The organism is Sphingobacterium sp. UGAL515B_05 (assembly GCF_033097525.1).
In the GTDB taxonomy this organism is placed as follows: domain Bacteria; phylum Bacteroidota; class Bacteroidia; order Sphingobacteriales; family Sphingobacteriaceae; genus Sphingobacterium.
In genome coordinates this window covers 16,448-32,073 of record NZ_CP109907.1, presented here as the reverse complement: position 1 = coordinate 32,073, position 15,626 = coordinate 16,448, and the positions used below count along the sequence as shown (strand labels likewise).

The following is a 15,626-nucleotide window of genomic DNA, read 5'->3' as shown; positions in this document are numbered from 1 at the left end:
GAAAATAAACAATTATGGTGTCCGATCAAACTTTAGTATCCGATATAAAGGCAATTATTGTGCAGTCCAAGGAAAATGCTGTGCGTGCTGTCGATCATCAACGCACATTAATGTACTGGCACATAGGCAAACGTATTTTTGAGCAGGAACAGGAAGGCAAGGATCGAGCTGATTATGGAAAATACATCATTAAATATCTTTCAGCAGAGTTACAGCCTGAGTTTGGAAGTGGTTTTTCATCTAGACAGTTAAATTGGTACCGTCAGTTTTATCGCACATTTCCAATTGTGTCTACACTGTGGACGCAATTGAGCTGGAGCCAATACAAGCTACTTTTAAGTCTTAGGAGCGAAGAACAACGTGAGTTTTATATCGCCGAGACCATTAAGAATAACTGGACAGTCCGGCAGCTTGAGCGGCAGATCAATACGAATTTATACGAACGCCTGTTGCTTAGCAACGATAAAGAAAGTGTGTTGGCTGTAGCGAAAAAGGAGAAGATGCCTTCCGATGCGAAGGAGATTATCAAAGATCCGATGGTGCTGGAATTTTTGGGTTTGAAACGGGAAAGCGCTTACTATGAGAAAGATCTTGAGGGCGCCATTATTGCCCATCTTCAAGAGTTCTTATTAGAATTAGGGAATGGATTTTCATTTGTCGCTAGACAAAAACGTATTCATATCGAAGGCGATGAGTTTTTTGTTGATCTGGTCTTTTACAACCGTTTATTGCAAAGTTTTGTGATCATTGAAATTAAAACCCATAAATTAACGCATCAGGACATTGGTCAATTGCAGATGTATGTCAATTACTATGACCGTATTGAAAAGCTTCCGCATGAACATCCGACGGTTGGCATCTTGCTATGTGCGAGTAAAAACGACGCGGTCGTTAAATTTACGCTTCCTGAAGACCAAAAACAGATTGTTGCAAGTCAATACGACCTTTATCTACCGACAGAGCAACAGTTGCTGGATGAGGTGAATAAAGAGTTGAATAGTTTTGTAGGTAATAGTGACGCTGAGTAGAACTTTCAAGTGTTGATATGGCGCCATTTAAGAGAATTTTAAACGTGCTAAACCGAGTTAATTTATAAGTATTGGGAGATGAAAGCTCTGTGTTTCCGCTTTTTTCATTTTTATTTTTCTAACATAGATTATTTTGTACATTTGTATCGAATAAAATCGAAATAGAAATGGCAGAAACTGTACAACCAAGAGGTCCAAAGACAACTGATAATAATGCGAATCAAACTCATTACTACAAAACATTGGTAGTAGCGATCGCTTTAGGTTTAATAGGTACATTTATCCGTTTTGTACCGGATGTATGTGCAGCAATGGGTCAACAAACATTTTTGTTTTCCGCGATAGCTAACATCTCCATGATCGTAGGTGCACTTATCGCATTCAAAACCGTTTTCGGAATTTTGGGATTTGGAAAAAACCGTGACTAATTAAAAGTCAATTAAGATATTTGAAAGCCCCAGTTTACTGGGGCTTTTTTATTTTAATCCTTTTTTCGAACTCAGTTCATCGTGGACGATCCCGTCCCGTTATGCTTCCACGATCTACAAGGTAAAAAAAAGGCCTCAACAATCGTGAGGCCTTTTTTTGTATGATTATCGCAGATTACGCGAAAAGTGACCAAGTAGACCAAGGAATACGTGCAAGAATCAAAATCAAACCGATGATATAGAAAATAACAACCGTTTGGTTTGCTTTTTTTGCATTTTCAATCTTTTTAGCTTTGGAGTAACCAATTGTGATCAATACAATTGCAATGATCATGGTCAAAGGGTGTTCGATGATTTTAAAACGTAATGTCGGATCTTTCATTACGGCGCCAGAGATCATCGATGGATATTTCAAATAAAAGAATAAGATCAATCCCACCAATAATTGAATATGCGATGCGATAAAACCCAATAAAGCAATTTTACGGTTGTACGGTTTGTTGCCTAAATAGTTTGATAGGGTGATCACGATCGATATCACCAGGGCTAGCAATAATACAATTGCTATAGTCGAGTGTAAGTGTAACATAAAAGCTCTCTTTAATTGTTTCCTAAGTTAGCAAAGATAAAAATATAATGAATGTATTTGTCAAAAATCATTGTTCTAGCAGAAATACCTCCGCTATTGGATTGAATAGGTACATACGCTTGCTACTCAACTCCATGCATTTATAGCGTTTTCTTATCTTTTCGATACGTTGAAATGAACGTCCATTTTTTAATCTAAAGAAGTGGCCATCCTCCAGGGATTCCACGGTAAGTGCACTGGTTTTGACCGTGTCGTATGATTTTAAGGTCCGAAACAGGTGGAGGTCTGTGCAGCTTGAGGCCGCGGGGTTTTCCATGTAACGATGAATAGCACTGCTGATGTCGATCGGAAAAATATTCAATTTAAGGAAAGGCTCCATTAGTTCTTTAAAATTATTTTTCCACTCGGTGCCATGTGGCTTGACACGATGCTGATGTTTATTCCAGGTTTGTAAATGGGCAAATTCATGGATCGTCGTAATCAAAAATGAATAGGAATTTAAGTCGTGGTTGACCGAAATACGGTGCGGACTCCCTCTAAATGGCGCACGATAATCGCCCAGCTTGGTACTCCTTGAACGAGATATCTTAAATAAGCAACGCGTATGATTAATCCAGTTGGATATTATCGGAGCTGCTTCTTCGGGCATGTATTTTTTAAGCGTTGCACTATAATCTTGCATGCCATAAAAATAGGGATTTATTCATGTTGATGGAGCTCCATGTGAACATTCTTTTGTCAAAAATAAAATCTATTTGCTAAAAAAAGTAGTTTTTAATTTGGAAAAATGATATTATTTTTAGTATTTAGTACTTGGGAATATAAAAAGTGGGCATGTTATTAAAACAAAGCAGCTGTTTTTTTTAATAAAATATATTGAAATCGCCTGAGTTTTAGGTAAATTACCTACAGAAAGGTTCATGAAACATAGGATCCGATTGAGGAACGGTATTTCCTCTAAACTGTAATTAGACCTTCAAGAATATGCTAGATACCTTACATATTAAAAATTATGCACTCATTAATGAATTGGAAATCCAATTTGATAAAGGCTTGAATATGATTACCGGCGAGACCGGTGCGGGTAAATCCATTATCATGGGAGCACTTTCGTTGATTTTGGGGAATAGGGTGGAGGGAAAGTATTTTTTTGATCCAACAAAGAAATGTGTTATTGAAGGGGAGTTTAAAATTGGTTCCTACCAATTACTCAGTTTTTTTGAAGAAAATGATCTCGATTACGCGGACCACACGATTATTCGAAGAGAGATATCTCCCGATGGTAAATCCAGGGCATTTATTAATGATTCTCCGGTTACCCTGGCTATCCTTAAAGCTTTAGGCGAGCAGTTGATTGATGTGCATTCCCAACATGCAACATTGCAGATTAATACGGAAGATTTTCAGTTCCTCGTGGTCGATAGTGTAGCAGGCTCTTTCGGACTGAAGCAAAGCTATCGAGAGAGCTTCTTCGCTTATAAGAAAGCAAAAAAGGAACTCGAAGAATTTAAGGATCTGGTAAAAAAGGCTGCAATAGAACAGGATTATTTTCAGTTTCAATTTGATGAACTTGACGCCGCCCGATTGGTAGCGGATGAACAGGGACAACTCGAAGTACAACAGCGGCAGTTGGAAAATGCAGAAGATATCAAGCGTGCACTAACTGGGGCATCACATCTTTTGGAAAACGAAGATACAGCAGTTTTAAGCCGTTTAAAAGAGACGATGAGCCAGGTAGAAGGCATTGCCTCATTTCTGCCTGAGGCTGCAGATTTGGCTGCACGATTAAAGAGCACATGGATTGAACTGAAGGATGTTGCAGCGGAACTGAATGTGCTTGAAGAAGATACACAAATCGACGAAGGTACTTTATTGGAAATCAATGAACGCTTGAGCTTACTCTATTCATTGCAGAAAAAACATCACGTGGACTCCGTTGAGGAGCTTATCCAACTGCGGGATGAGCTTGAGTCCAAATTGATGGCGATTAATTCTTCGGATGAGCAATTGGAGCGATTGGAAAAAGAGGTTGTGGCTAAATTAGCCATTGCCCAGAAAAACGCAAAGGAACTATCAGCAGCCAGGAGAAAGGTACTGGAGATGATCGCAAAGGATGTGCAAGCGACCTTGTCAAATGTAGGTATGCCTAACGCACAACTTCAAATTAATCTGGAACCATTGAGGGACGGTGATATGAGGGAGTCAGGAATGGATGCTATTCAGTTTTTATTTTCCGCCAATAAAGGGCAGGCTTTACAATCGATTCATAAGGTTGCCTCCGGAGGAGAGCTTTCTCGCGTTATGTTGTCCATTAAATCTTTAGTTGCTAAAACGTCTGCATTACCTACTATTATTTTTGATGAGATCGATACAGGAATCTCTGGAGAGGTTGCGCTACGTGTAGGGGAGGTGATGGAAAGTCTTGCAGAGAACATGCAGGTCATTGCTATTTCCCATTTACCGCAAATTGCCGCTAAAGGTACCGCCCATTATAAGGTATATAAGGAAGATAAAGCTAATCGGACAATATCTAACATTGTTCGATTAGATCAAGAGGGGAGAGTCAAGGAAATTGCTCAGATGCTCAGTGGATCCAACCCAACTGAAGCTGCTATTAAACATGCCGAGTTGTTATTGGAGTAAGGGTTAGGGAGGACCTATCGTAAATACGATTTTGCTTTGGTAGGTGGCCGCAGGGATTGTGACTGATACACCTGTTAAACTTAATTGAATAGGAATATTGCTATAAGATGCAAGCGCCAGTATGGCATTGATATGAAATAATTCGGTGTCTATGGTAGTGATAGACTGGTAATTAGTGCCGTTAATTATCGTGCAGCCCACACATGCTGTTGTACCGTTTCCGGTGCGTTTAATGGATAATGCGAGCGAACTATGCCAAGTAGGATTGGGTTCATAATGGACAGAAACTTTGCCGCTCCCGAGCAACAAAGGTACTCCCGCATTTAATAAAATTTGATTGGAAAGACTCTCATAAGTGCCTGCATAATTGCTTCCCGCCTCGGTAATGGATGGAATGCTGAGCGTCCAATCCGTTCCGTTTACAGCCAAGGTTCTTGTTGTTATTTGAGCTTGTCCGCTGTGTATACCTAAAATAAGAAATAGCATTGAAAGTATACGCTGATAGGAAATAAAACCGCTGTATTTGTCTCTTTTCATTAATCACTGATTGTATAACGAATAATAATTGAAGTACTATTTGCAGAAGATAGAGTCGCATAATTATTGGGGCTTATTGTAAGGGTTAGTTGATGCCCAAAGTTTGCGCCATTACCAGTATAAGCGCCACCAATACCGCTGACTATGGTTTGAGCAATTGTTGTAAGGATAATCTGACCGCTGGGAGTCCCCAACGCCCCGCCTCCACCCATAGCAGCACTTGCTGTCGATAGCTTGATATCGATGCCCGGAACAATCTTACTGATGGAAGCGGTAATGATGCGATTACTTCCTGCAGCTGCAATAGCGGATGTATAATTGAGCCACTTACTCGTATTTGGTGTTGGATTTACCAATGGACTGCCTGCTTCGGTTGGTGCTGTAAAATTCATATTAATAAGCCCTGCTGGTTCTATATCTAGTAGTGCTACTGTAGGAAGAGTTAAGATAACATTTTTGGATCCAGTAAGCTGAGCTGCTGAAGAAAATGGAAACGATAATGTACATATATATATTAAACGCTTTATCATGCTCATTTTGTTTTTTTTGTTTCTTGATAGCCTACATTGATAGTTTCCTGTTGATACTTAATTTCCGATTGTCGCTTGAGTACCTCTATCGTAATATCTTTTGTATCCTTTGGGGTCAACGTGAAGTGAAATGTATCTACTGCAATCTTATAACGCTGATCCAATTTGTTTTTATATACTTTTAAAGTCCATGTGCCAGGACGGAGATACGTGAAATTAAAATTTGCCTCAATTTGACATATTTTACGAAATACCTGTTCACCATTTGAAATTTCAACGATCAAATTATTTTTCGCTTTAAATTCTTGTTTTTGCGAACTGCTAATTATTGCATTGTTTTCCTTATCACTTGTTCCTTGAAGATGAATATTACCATTGATCTTTGCGGCACTTGTTAGCCCGAAATTAAAGGTATTTATTTTTTTCTCAGAATTTAAGTTGACTGCTGCCGGAAATACAATGTCCGGAATATCTTCAAGATCTACTGTTGTTCGGTCAATTTCTAAGAAGTAATCTCCAGGCACTATATTTTTGAATGTATAGTTTCCATTTTTATCTGTCATCGTAGCGTGATTTCCTAAAATCAAGCGTATCCCTTCTGTTTTATTTATGCCCAAATTGCTTATGTTTCCAGTTAACGAAGTATAATTGGCTATTTTTTTGACTGGGATATTCAAACGGGCTGTATAACGTAAAGATATAATAAAATCTTTGTTCCCCATTTCTTCTCTTTGTAAAGTATATCTCCCAGACAGATCAATGGCGTGTAATGAAGAAATTTCTCGTTTAAAAAGTAATTCAAAAAGGTTTCTATCTCGAAAATATTCTTCTGGAAGATAATTATTTTGATAAAAAATCTGGACTGTATTTTTTTTCGAAAATCTGCTCATAATTCTCCCTCCGTAATAGATTTGTTTTTGATTTTTAAGCTGGTAACGTGAGGTTTGCGCATAGCTGCCAAAAAGTGTGAAAGAGCTGTTGAATTTTTCAAAACCAATACTTGCCGTATAGTAACTGGAGTTTCCGGAAAACCCTAAGATATAATTATTAGTTTTACCGAATTGGCTTTCTAGATTCAATTGAAATTTTTGGATGCGCTGGTCAATTCTAATATTAATAAATTGTTCATTATAATTAAATTGTTGTGGTTCAATTCTATCATTGTATCGTTGGCGACCTTTTTCGACAAAAAGAGTTCCTGTTTCAAGGTAGCGGAAATCTATACCATAGCGGTAGTATTTGCGATAAGGAGCGGCCGATAGGAGGGTGTCCCGTTGAAGGTTTTGAGCATCCTGTATGTAATTTCCATGCAGCCCTAAATTTTTTGTAAGCTTATAGTTGAAATTACCATTCAAGGTGGATGCATTGTTGTAGTATCCCGCATATGTTGGACTCGTTTTTATGTAACTAAAAGCGGAACTTAATCGTTTAAAATTCCCCTCTGCTTGCAACATGTAGCCAAGCCCATTATATCTTGCTGTTCGGCTATAAGAGAGCTCTCCCAATAAGTTAACTTTGTCAAACAGTTTGGTCCTTCCTATTAAATATGGAAGATGGGATTCGTTGTCGATATGAAAACGTGTGGAACTCGACGGATACTTCCCGGGAGTTTTATACAAATAACCCGTCGTAATTTCTGAGTTGCCATTAAATTTATATCTCGCAAATATATTAAACTCATCTTTGATGTCCTGGAAAAATCTCGGACGATTGTAAAACCCTCCCAGACTCATTTTGCCAAGATCAAAACGAAGTTCAGCCCCACGTCCATAACGTGCATATTCCGTTAAAAATGAGGATGAATATACTTTGTCGCCCAAATGGCCCCAAAACTTGGTTGTTTTGTAATTGATAAAATATTCCTCATAAGGAGTAAAAGCAGTATATTGGACCGGATTTTTTGTTAGGGCGCGAAACTCCAATAGTCTATCATTTTTTTCATTTAGACTGCCTTTACCATATAATTCTCCCTGAAATCCTTCTTGAAAATTTTCTCGTTCACGCATGCCAATATAAGCGATGGTGGCAGCGATTGGAAAACGAAGGTAGATATCATCATCCTGTGGTTTTATCGCTATAACGTTTACACCTCCTGATGCAATCAACTGTTGTTGTTCAGGATTGGTGGTATGGACAGTCAAGTCGAGTGATTGGGTAGTGTTCTTCGGTAAATCTGGACTGGTTGATCTATTTACTGTAATTAATTTCGTTTCACCGGGTGATAAGATGAAATTTTTAGGGACGTCAATATGACCATTTTTGCTTTCAAGGTTAACTTCCTCAGGAATATTACCACAATTTTTGAGAACAAAAGAATTGCTGAATAGTTCGCCTGCTTTGATAAAATTGACAGAACTTAAGGGGGTTATAATCAGATCGCGTGTTGTAGCGATCAGTACATTTACATGCTGAAGTACTTGATTCTTATTTATGCTGTCTGTCATGATTAACGATATGGTATGATAGCCCGGAGGAGTCTCTGCCGAAATAAATAGAGGTACGATATATAATGTCTTTTTGTGGGCGGGATATTTTTCCTGTCCTGTAGGTATGATAGGGCGAATCGAAGGAGTGGAACTCTTTATTGTGAGATCATAAACTTTTTCGCTAGGGCTATTATTCTCGATCCGAAATGAAACTGAAGTGGTACTTCCTGGTTTAAAATTGTATATGGAATCAGATAAATTTCCCTTTTCGCTTTGTGAAAAGAGCAATACAGGGAGTAGCAAGAGATATAATAAAAGCCAACATTTAATCATTCTTAATTTTGAGTTCAGTGCGCAGGGCAAATGCATTTTCATCGTCGTCAGTAGCCATCACTACTGCATTATATATTCCTGAAGGCACATTATTTAGGTCAATATGAAAAGATTTTGAAGTACTCGGCAAGAGACTCATGGCTTGGCTTGAAAAAACACCAATTTTCTTTTCGCTTTTCTGATCATAAAGCTCAATAGAAACAATCGATTTACAGTAAATCACGCCATTGTTGGCGAGTGCCACTTTTAGCGATTGTTTTTGGCCATCTTTTTCTAATTTGATACTCTCAAATTTTAGGTTGGGTTTTAACTCGCTGCTATGATAATCGGTAATCAGCTGAATCGCATAACGAACGATAGACGAAATATGTACCCCAGCTTGATTACTGTTGGGCATAATTTCTGATACTGGTTCAACAATGATGGCGCTCCAATAGCTTCCGGTCTGTGCGATACTATCAGGAATAGTAACCTCATAATACACCTCTGTTTTTTCTTTTGCTTTGATGGTAAGCAAATCCGTATTGAATTTGACCCAGCCCGCGTTTGTTTTTTTGTTTGTAAATGGCGGTGAATAATAAATTGATCCATCAGCCTTGTAACTTAAGTCCTGTAGATAAATCTTGACACTTTGAGGGGTGGTTCCTGTATTTTGAATTTCTATTTTTCCTTTATAAGTTTCACCCTTGTCAACTTTGTAAATGTGAGTGAGGCCATTTAATACAACAATGCTTGCTTTATTGGTTCCAATAAAAGCAAAGAATAGGCAAATAAGTTGGAAATATTTGGCCATATGTTTAGCAAATAATAAATAGTGAATGATAGCATAAAAAATAAGGGAAGATAGGTGATCCCCAAGTTTTCCCTTATTCTATCGTTTAAATTGCTTAGGATTATTGATCAGCAATGGTATACGTAACTTTTGCACTAACAGGCGTAGCGGAGCCAACCAAGTCGCCATATGCAGTACCAGTACCAGTAGATACGGTATAAGTAAGTTGATGACCATTATTCGCACCATTACCTGTGTAGGCACTGCCTATGTTGTCAATAATTGCTTGAGCTGAAGCTGTTAATGTTAATGGGCCGGTAATAGGTGTTCCTAATGTTCCATCCCCAGCTCCTGTCGCTGTTGCTGCATTAACTTTGATGTCTACACCCGGCACGACAGCATCCAAATTCACCGTAACATGTCGCATTAGTGTTGTAGTGGATTTGATGGAAGAATAATTAAGCCAGAGCGTATTATTGGCTGAGGGAAGAGCTAATGGTAAGCCGGCTTCCGTAGGAGCGGTGAAAGGCATCGTAAGGTTTTTACTTGCAGCCGGTTCAATATCGACAAGAGTTACTACAGGAATTGTTATACCGATAGTATGGCTATCCGTATTGGTGTCCTGTGCATTTGCATGAACCGCAATCGCTGCCACTCCTGCTAGCGAAAGGATAAGTTTTAATTTCTTCATAATTGATAATATAAATGGATATACTAAATCTATAAAAAAAATATGAAATAACATAAAAATTACTTCATTTTTAAAATTGACACCTTTTGCTTAGTTGATGTTTGTTTTTTTTTGTGTATTTTTTACTTTTAAGTATTTGTTGTTTATGTTATTTAATATTCAGGTTAATTATTTAAAAAAGCATTTGGCCGTTCTGATAAATTGGAAAGGAGGCCATGGTACAGCTGATGGCTTGAATCTATAGGGGGGAGGTAACTTGTAGTTTCGCTGCCAAAGTAAGCGCCTTACTCGTTCTATTTTGAGGATTGTTTGCGAAGAAAAATTATAGCCATGATAAAAAGGAATGTCGCTATTCCAAAACAACCATAAGGACCAAAGCTCGTTTCCATTGTTCCCCCTAGTCGACCAATGCTTTCACCGCCTACGATTCCCTGCCCGAAAAACATAGCGATTCCGATTAGGAGTATCACAATACCCGCAAAAAGAAATGCCCAACCTGTCATGCGCTCGACTCTAGACATAAGTATATTAATAAGATCTAAATTTATGGAGTATATAGCCGCATCACAAGGATACTTCCACAACATTCGGTAATCACGGCTTTTGTTTGTCGGTAATAATGTTTGTAGCTGAAAACTATAATGCCTCAAAAGCATTTAACTTTTGAGGCATTATAGTTTTGAAAATAGTTTTCCTAGTTTCCTATACTCGCATCCGTTAAAACGACCTTAACGATCATATTGTCGGGTGCAGCTGGAGCTCCTCCACTTACGTCATTAGCGTAAATGCGTACCACGCCAATCGAATAGTTGTACGAAAACTGATATCCATATAGTTCTGAAGGAATCGCTTCGTATCTATCAGGAGTAGCGTCCACGTTGATGGCCACGCTAACATGACCGTCTTCATAATAACGTTTATCTAAATCTTTGATGGCGATATCTTTTCTATAAGTATTTGTACCCTCTTTGACCCATTCAGTTGATTTTACGGGAAATACATAACTTGTGCCGTCTAAGACGTTTACTTCTTGTGTAATATATTCTTTCTTACAAGAAGAAAATGAAACCAGGGCTGCGGTCCCAATTAATGCTGCTAATAAAAGTCTTTTCATATTGTGCGTGTTATTTGTGATATTTTTTTTATTATAGGACGATAAAATAGTGCGAAAGTTTAACGTCAACTTTCTTAACAACAAAAAATGCACCATAAAGGTGCATTTTATTAAAATTATTTTTGGATACAGCTCATGTTTACTTCTCAGCTGTGTCTTTTGAAGACTTCGGATCTGAGCTAGAAACCTCAATATCTTTGGTTTCAGGATTAATGCTCACTGTCAAAACTGAACCAGTTTGCACATTTCCCTTCAGAATTTCTTCTGCAATCGGATCTTCCAAATATTTCTGGATTGCTCGTTTTAATGGACGCGCACCAAAATTACTGTCGTAACCTTTGTCTGCAATGAAATCTTTTGCCTCATCCGTCAAGTTGATTGTATATCCCAAATCTGCGATTCGCTTGAACAAAGATTTCAATTCAATATCAATGATTTTGAAGATATTTTCTTTTGTCAATGAATTGAAGACGATTACATCATCAATACGATTCAAAAATTCTGGAGCAAAAGCTCTTTTCAAAGCGGTTTCAATAACTCCACGTGAATGCGCATCAGATTGTTGTGATTTTGCTGCTGTGGTGAAACCAACACCTTGACCAAATTCTTTCAATTGGCGTGCGCCAATATTAGAAGTCATAATGATAATGGTATTTCGGAAATCTACTTTACGTCCCAAACTATCTGTCAATTGACCTTCGTCCAATACCTGTAGCAACAGATTGAATACATCCGGATGCGCTTTCTCAATCTCATCCAATAAGACAACGGCATAAGGTTTACGACGTACTTTCTCCGTTAGTTGTCCACCTTCTTCATAACCAACATATCCTGGAGGCGCTCCTACCAAACGAGATACCGCAAATTTCTCCATGTATTCACTCATGTCAATTTGGATCAAGGCATCTTCAGTGTCGAACATGAATCGCGCTAATTCTTTAGCCAGCTCTGTTTTACCGACCCCAGTAGGACCCAAGAAGATAAATGACCCGATTGGTTTTTTTGGATCCTTCAAGCCCGCACGTGTACGTTGAATAGCTTTCACCAATTTACCTACAGCGTCATCTTGACCAATGATTCTTCCCTTCATCAACTCAGCCATATTCAACAGTTTTTGACTGTCAGTTTGACTAACACGTTGTACTGGAATACCTGTCATCATGGCCACTACTTCAGCAACATTTTCTTCTGAAACAGTATAGCGTTTAGACTTTGTCTCTTCTTCCCAAGCGATTTTTTCTTTCTCGAGCTCTTCGATCAATTTTTTCTCCGTATCACGCAATTTGGCAGCCTCTTCGTATTTTTGACTACGAACGACCTTGTTCTTTTCCAATTTGACCTCTTCAATTTTATTTTCAATGTCAATAATGGACTGCGGTACATGAATATTGTTTAAGTGCACGCGAGAGCCTGCTTCATCCAAAGCATCAATAGCCTTATCTGGTAAGAATCTGTCTGTAATATAACGTGTTGTTAACGACACACAGGCTTCAATCGCTTCGGGAGTGTAGGTCACATTGTGGTGATCCTCATATTTCTCCTTGATACGATTTAATATCTCAACCGTTTCATCATGTGTTGCCGGCTCAATCGTTACACGTTGGAAACGACGGTCCAAAGCACCATCTTTTTCAATGTATTGACGATATTCGTCTAATGTGGTTGCACCAATACATTGGATTTCTCCTCTTGCCAAGGCTGGTTTGAACATATTGGAAGCATCTAACGATCCTGAAGCGCCACCTGCACCAACGATGGTGTGAATCTCATCGATAAATAAGATGACATCCGGTGATTTCTCCAGTTCATTCATGACCGCTTTCATACGTTCTTCAAATTGACCGCGGTATTTTGTACCGGCAACCAATGAAGCCAGATCCAATGTGACTACACGCTTATTGAATAGTACACGTGAGACCTTGCGTTGGACAATACGAAGAGCAAGTCCCTCCGCAATAGCTGATTTACCAACTCCCGGTTCACCGATCAACAAAGGATTGTTCTTCTTGCGTCGGGATAAAATTTGAGATACACGCTCAATTTCTTTTTCGCGACCCACAATAGGATCCAATTTACCCTCTTCGGCAGCTTTGGTCAAATCACGGCCAAAGTTGTCCAATACCGGAGTTTTGGATTTGATATCCGAAACTTTTTTAGGTTGGATATATTGATCATCTTCCGCAAAATCATCGTCGCCTGTGGGAGAGCCCGGAGCCTCATCCTTGATGGTCGTTCTATTTTGCTCAACTTCAGATTTGAAGATGTCGTAAGTCACATTGTATTGTTGTAAAATCTGAGAAGCAATATTATCTTCATCTCGTAAGATAGCCAATAATAAATGCTCCGTTCCGATGATGTCCGATTTGAATATTTTAGCTTCCAAATAAGTGATCTTCAAAACTTTTTCAGCCTGTTTTGTTAATGGCATATTGCCAATAGGAGCGCGTGAAACCGATGCCCCCTTCACTGCGTCCTCCACAGATTGACGTAGGGCTGTCGTGTCAATGCCTATGTTTTTAAGGATCTTTATCGCCATTCCATCGCCTTCACGAATCAATCCGAGCAATAAATGCTCTGTTCCTATATAATCGTGACGCAATCTTAAAGCTTCCTCTCTACTGTACGATATGACATCCTTTACGCGCGGTGAAAATTTTGCTTCCATTGAATACCTTTCTGTTTTATATTAAGGATATATAAATGTAGTAAATTCTGCATTTCAAACCTTAAAATTATTTTAAATAATGTCATCAACAATTAAGCCATGACCGTTATACGTCCAAAATGTCAGTATAAAAGATTACATTTGTATGTTAATATAATAAGAGTTTTCGAATTTTTTTAAATTTTATGTCAGACGAGAAGATCATTTTTTCGATGGCGGGTGTCAACAAAATCTATCCGCCTCAAAAACAAGTTTTAAAAAATATCTATTTATCTTTTTTCTATGGCGCGAAGATCGGTGTGATCGGTTTAAACGGATCAGGTAAATCTTCCCTATTAAAAATTATCGCTGGATTGGATAAGTCTTACCAAGGCGAGGTCGTGTTCTCCCCAGGTTACTCTGTGGGTTATTTAGCGCAAGAACCTCAATTGGATCTTGAAAAGACTGTTCTTGAAGTTGTTCAGGAAGGTGTCGCTGAAATTACAGCCATCTTACAGGAATACGAAGAAATCAACGAAAAATTTGGCCTGCCGGAGGTGTATGAAAATGCCGATGAGATGGACAAATTGTTGGCAAGACAAGGGGAACTTCAGGATATCATTGATGCCACTAACGCTTGGGAAATCGATTCGAAATTGGAAAGAGCAATGGATGCTTTACGTTGCCCCGAGCCAGATGCAAAGATTGTCAATTTGTCAGGTGGTGAGCGCAGACGTGTAGCATTATGTCGCTTATTGTTGCAGGAACCTGATGTATTACTTCTGGATGAACCGACCAACCACTTGGATGCCGAGTCGATCGATTGGTTAGAACAACACTTAAAACAATATAAAGGAACCGTTATTGCCGTTACCCACGACCGTTATTTCTTGGATAATGTAGCCGGATGGATTCTTGAATTGGACCGCGGTGAGGGTATTCCTTGGAAGGGAAATTATTCTTCTTGGTTAGATCAAAAAGCAAAACGCTTGGCACAGGAAGAGAAACAGGAAACCAAACGTCAAAAAACCTTGGAACGTGAGCTGGAATGGGTGCGTATGGCACCGAAAGCACGCCACGCCAAATCGAAAGCTCGTTTGCATAACTATGAAAAATTAGCTTCTGAGGAAACGAAAGAACGCGAAGAAAAATTGGAATTGTTTATTCCACCGGGACCACGTTTAGGTAATTCGGTCATTGAGGCAACGAATATTTCCAAAGCGTATGGCGATCGTATCTTGTTTGAAAATTTGAGTTTCATGTTGCCGCCTGCGGGTATCGTAGGGATTATTGGCCCCAACGGTGCGGGTAAAACAACCTTATTCCGTCTGATTACAGGTCAGGAAACACCTGACACGGGTTCGTTCAAGGTCGGAGAAACAGTAAAATTGGGTTACGTAGACCAAATGCACCACGACCTCGATCCTGAAAAATCGGTTTGGGAAAATATTACGGGTGGCAGTGACAATATGATGCTGGGTAACCGCTCGGTAAACTCAAGAGCTTACGTTTCCAAATTTAATTTTAACGGTGCTGATCAACAAAAGAAAGTAGGTGTACTTTCTGGTGGAGAACGTAACCGTGTTCACTTGGCTATTACACTCAAAGAAGGGTCAAATGTACTCTTACTCGATGAACCGACCAATGATATTGATGTAAATACCTTGCGGGCACTGGAAGAAGGCTTGGAGAATTTCGGTGGTTGTGCCGTTGTGATCTCCCACGATAGATGGTTCCTGGATCGTATCTGTACCCATATCCTTGCTTTTGAAGGGGATTCACAGGTTTATTTCTTTGAAGGTAACTACACTGAATATGAAGAAAACCGTAAAAAACGCGTTGGTGACGTGACACCGCACCGTATTAAATACAAGAAACTGGTAAAATAAGC

At 39.0% G+C, this 15,626-nt stretch carries 14 protein-coding genes; 4 read left to right on the top strand and 10 right to left on the bottom strand.

Going from position 1 to position 15,626, the window contains the following annotated elements; genetic code table 11:
• The first annotated feature begins 14 nt into the window (after positions 1-14).
• Both OK025_RS00145 and OK025_RS00140 read left to right on the top strand, forming a co-directional pair.
• The gene (locus OK025_RS00145) at positions 15-1,028 is read left to right on the top strand and encodes a YhcG family protein (RefSeq protein WP_317667804.1); all 1,014 of its coding nucleotides are present in this window, start codon (positions 15-17) and stop codon (positions 1,026-1,028) included.
• A gap of 167 nt (positions 1,029-1,195) precedes the next feature.
• Positions 1,196-1,456 carry a hypothetical protein gene (locus OK025_RS00140; RefSeq protein WP_075991712.1) on the top strand — a complete coding sequence of 87 codons (261 nt, stop codon included), beginning with the start codon at positions 1,196-1,198 and terminating at the stop codon, positions 1,454-1,456.
• A 175-nt stretch (positions 1,457-1,631) separates the two neighbouring features.
• On the opposite strand, the gene OK025_RS00135 is transcribed toward OK025_RS00140, so the two are convergent.
• Together OK025_RS00135 and OK025_RS00130 are read right to left on the bottom strand one after the other, a co-directional pair.
• Positions 1,632-2,045, bottom strand: a complete 414-nt coding sequence (locus OK025_RS00135; protein ID WP_112374214.1) for a hypothetical protein — start codon at positions 2,043-2,045, stop codon at positions 1,632-1,634.
• A 67-nt stretch (positions 2,046-2,112) separates the two neighbouring features.
• Positions 2,113-2,727, bottom strand: a complete 615-nt coding sequence (locus OK025_RS00130; protein ID WP_317667803.1) for a sprT domain-containing protein — start codon at positions 2,725-2,727, stop codon at positions 2,113-2,115.
• Positions 2,728-3,029: 302 nt separating this feature from the next.
• Between OK025_RS00130 and recN the strand changes: the two genes are divergently transcribed.
• A complete protein-coding gene (gene recN, locus OK025_RS00125; RefSeq protein WP_317667802.1) occupies positions 3,030-4,688 on the top strand; it encodes a DNA repair protein RecN in 1,659 nt (552 codons plus the stop codon).
• Between the two features lie 3 nt (positions 4,689-4,691).
• On the opposite strand, the gene OK025_RS00120 is transcribed toward recN, so the two are convergent.
• The 8 genes from OK025_RS00120 to OK025_RS00085 form a co-directional block, all read right to left on the bottom strand.
• Positions 4,692-5,225 (bottom strand): hypothetical protein, encoded by a 534-nt coding sequence (locus OK025_RS00120; RefSeq protein WP_317667801.1) that lies wholly within the window; start codon positions 5,223-5,225, stop codon positions 4,692-4,694.
• The gene (locus tag OK025_RS00115; protein ID WP_317667800.1) at positions 5,225-5,755 is read right to left on the bottom strand and encodes a hypothetical protein; all 531 of its coding nucleotides are present in this window, start codon (positions 5,753-5,755) and stop codon (positions 5,225-5,227) included. The genes OK025_RS00120 and OK025_RS00115 overlap by 1 nt, the downstream gene beginning before the upstream one ends.
• A gap of 2 nt (positions 5,756-5,757) precedes the next feature.
• On the bottom strand, positions 5,758-8,514 hold the full coding sequence (locus tag OK025_RS00110) for a hypothetical protein (protein WP_317667799.1): 2,757 nt from the start codon (positions 8,512-8,514) through the stop codon (positions 5,758-5,760).
• Entirely contained in the window at positions 8,507-9,307 is an 801-nt protein-coding gene (locus OK025_RS00105; RefSeq protein ID WP_317667798.1) for a WxL protein host-binding domain-containing protein, read from the bottom strand. Before OK025_RS00105 ends, OK025_RS00110 begins: the two co-directional genes overlap by 8 nt.
• Before the next feature lie 100 nt (positions 9,308-9,407).
• Positions 9,408-9,977 (bottom strand): hypothetical protein, encoded by a 570-nt coding sequence (locus tag OK025_RS00100; RefSeq protein ID WP_317667797.1) that lies wholly within the window; start codon positions 9,975-9,977, stop codon positions 9,408-9,410.
• Between the two features lie 293 nt (positions 9,978-10,270).
• Positions 10,271-10,498: a hypothetical protein gene (locus OK025_RS00095; protein ID WP_317667796.1), complete on the bottom strand. Its 228-nt coding sequence runs from the start codon at positions 10,496-10,498 to the stop codon at positions 10,271-10,273.
• Positions 10,499-10,671: 173 nt separating this feature from the next.
• On the bottom strand, positions 10,672-11,091 hold the full coding sequence (locus OK025_RS00090; protein WP_317667795.1) for a hypothetical protein: 420 nt from the start codon (positions 11,089-11,091) through the stop codon (positions 10,672-10,674).
• Between the two features lie 139 nt (positions 11,092-11,230).
• Complete coding sequence (locus OK025_RS00085) at positions 11,231-13,756, bottom strand: ATP-dependent Clp protease ATP-binding subunit (RefSeq protein WP_317667794.1); 2,526 nt, start codon at positions 13,754-13,756, stop codon at positions 11,231-11,233.
• 185 nt (positions 13,757-13,941) lie between these two features.
• On the opposite strand from OK025_RS00085, the gene ettA reads away from it, so the two are divergent.
• Positions 13,942-15,624: an energy-dependent translational throttle protein EttA gene (gene ettA / locus OK025_RS00080; RefSeq protein WP_046672222.1), complete on the top strand. Its 1,683-nt coding sequence runs from the start codon at positions 13,942-13,944 to the stop codon at positions 15,622-15,624.
• Positions 15,625-15,626 lie beyond the last annotated feature (2 nt).

What these genes read in the sequence shown, in the direction of transcription:
- OK025_RS00145 (WP_317667804.1), top strand. Translation starts at nt 15, where the DNA reads ATGGTGTCCGATCAAACTTTAGTATCCGATATAAAGGCAATTATTGTG.
- OK025_RS00140 (WP_075991712.1), top strand. Translation starts at nt 1,196, where the DNA reads ATGGCAGAAACTGTACAACCAAGAGGTCCAAAGACAACTGATAATAAT.
- OK025_RS00135 (WP_112374214.1), bottom strand. Translation starts at nt 2,045, where the DNA reads ATGTTACACTTACACTCGACTATAGCAATTGTATTATTGCTAGCCCTG.
- OK025_RS00130 (WP_317667803.1), bottom strand. Translation starts at nt 2,727, where the DNA reads ATGCAAGATTATAGTGCAACGCTTAAAAAATACATGCCCGAAGAAGCA.
- recN (WP_317667802.1), top strand. Translation starts at nt 3,030, where the DNA reads ATGCTAGATACCTTACATATTAAAAATTATGCACTCATTAATGAATTG.
- OK025_RS00120 (WP_317667801.1), bottom strand. Translation starts at nt 5,225, where the DNA reads ATGAAAAGAGACAAATACAGCGGTTTTATTTCCTATCAGCGTATACTT.
- OK025_RS00115 (WP_317667800.1), bottom strand. Translation starts at nt 5,755, where the DNA reads ATGATAAAGCGTTTAATATATATATGTACATTATCGTTTCCATTTTCT.
- OK025_RS00110 (WP_317667799.1), bottom strand. Translation starts at nt 8,514, where the DNA reads ATGATTAAATGTTGGCTTTTATTATATCTCTTGCTACTCCCTGTATTG.
- OK025_RS00105 (WP_317667798.1), bottom strand. Translation starts at nt 9,307, where the DNA reads ATGGCCAAATATTTCCAACTTATTTGCCTATTCTTTGCTTTTATTGGA.
- OK025_RS00100 (WP_317667797.1), bottom strand. Translation starts at nt 9,977, where the DNA reads ATGAAGAAATTAAAACTTATCCTTTCGCTAGCAGGAGTGGCAGCGATT.
- OK025_RS00095 (WP_317667796.1), bottom strand. Translation starts at nt 10,498, where the DNA reads ATGTCTAGAGTCGAGCGCATGACAGGTTGGGCATTTCTTTTTGCGGGT.
- OK025_RS00090 (WP_317667795.1), bottom strand. Translation starts at nt 11,091, where the DNA reads ATGAAAAGACTTTTATTAGCAGCATTAATTGGGACCGCAGCCCTGGTT.
- OK025_RS00085 (WP_317667794.1), bottom strand. Translation starts at nt 13,756, where the DNA reads ATGGAAGCAAAATTTTCACCGCGCGTAAAGGATGTCATATCGTACAGT.
- ettA (WP_046672222.1), top strand. Translation starts at nt 13,942, where the DNA reads ATGTCAGACGAGAAGATCATTTTTTCGATGGCGGGTGTCAACAAAATC.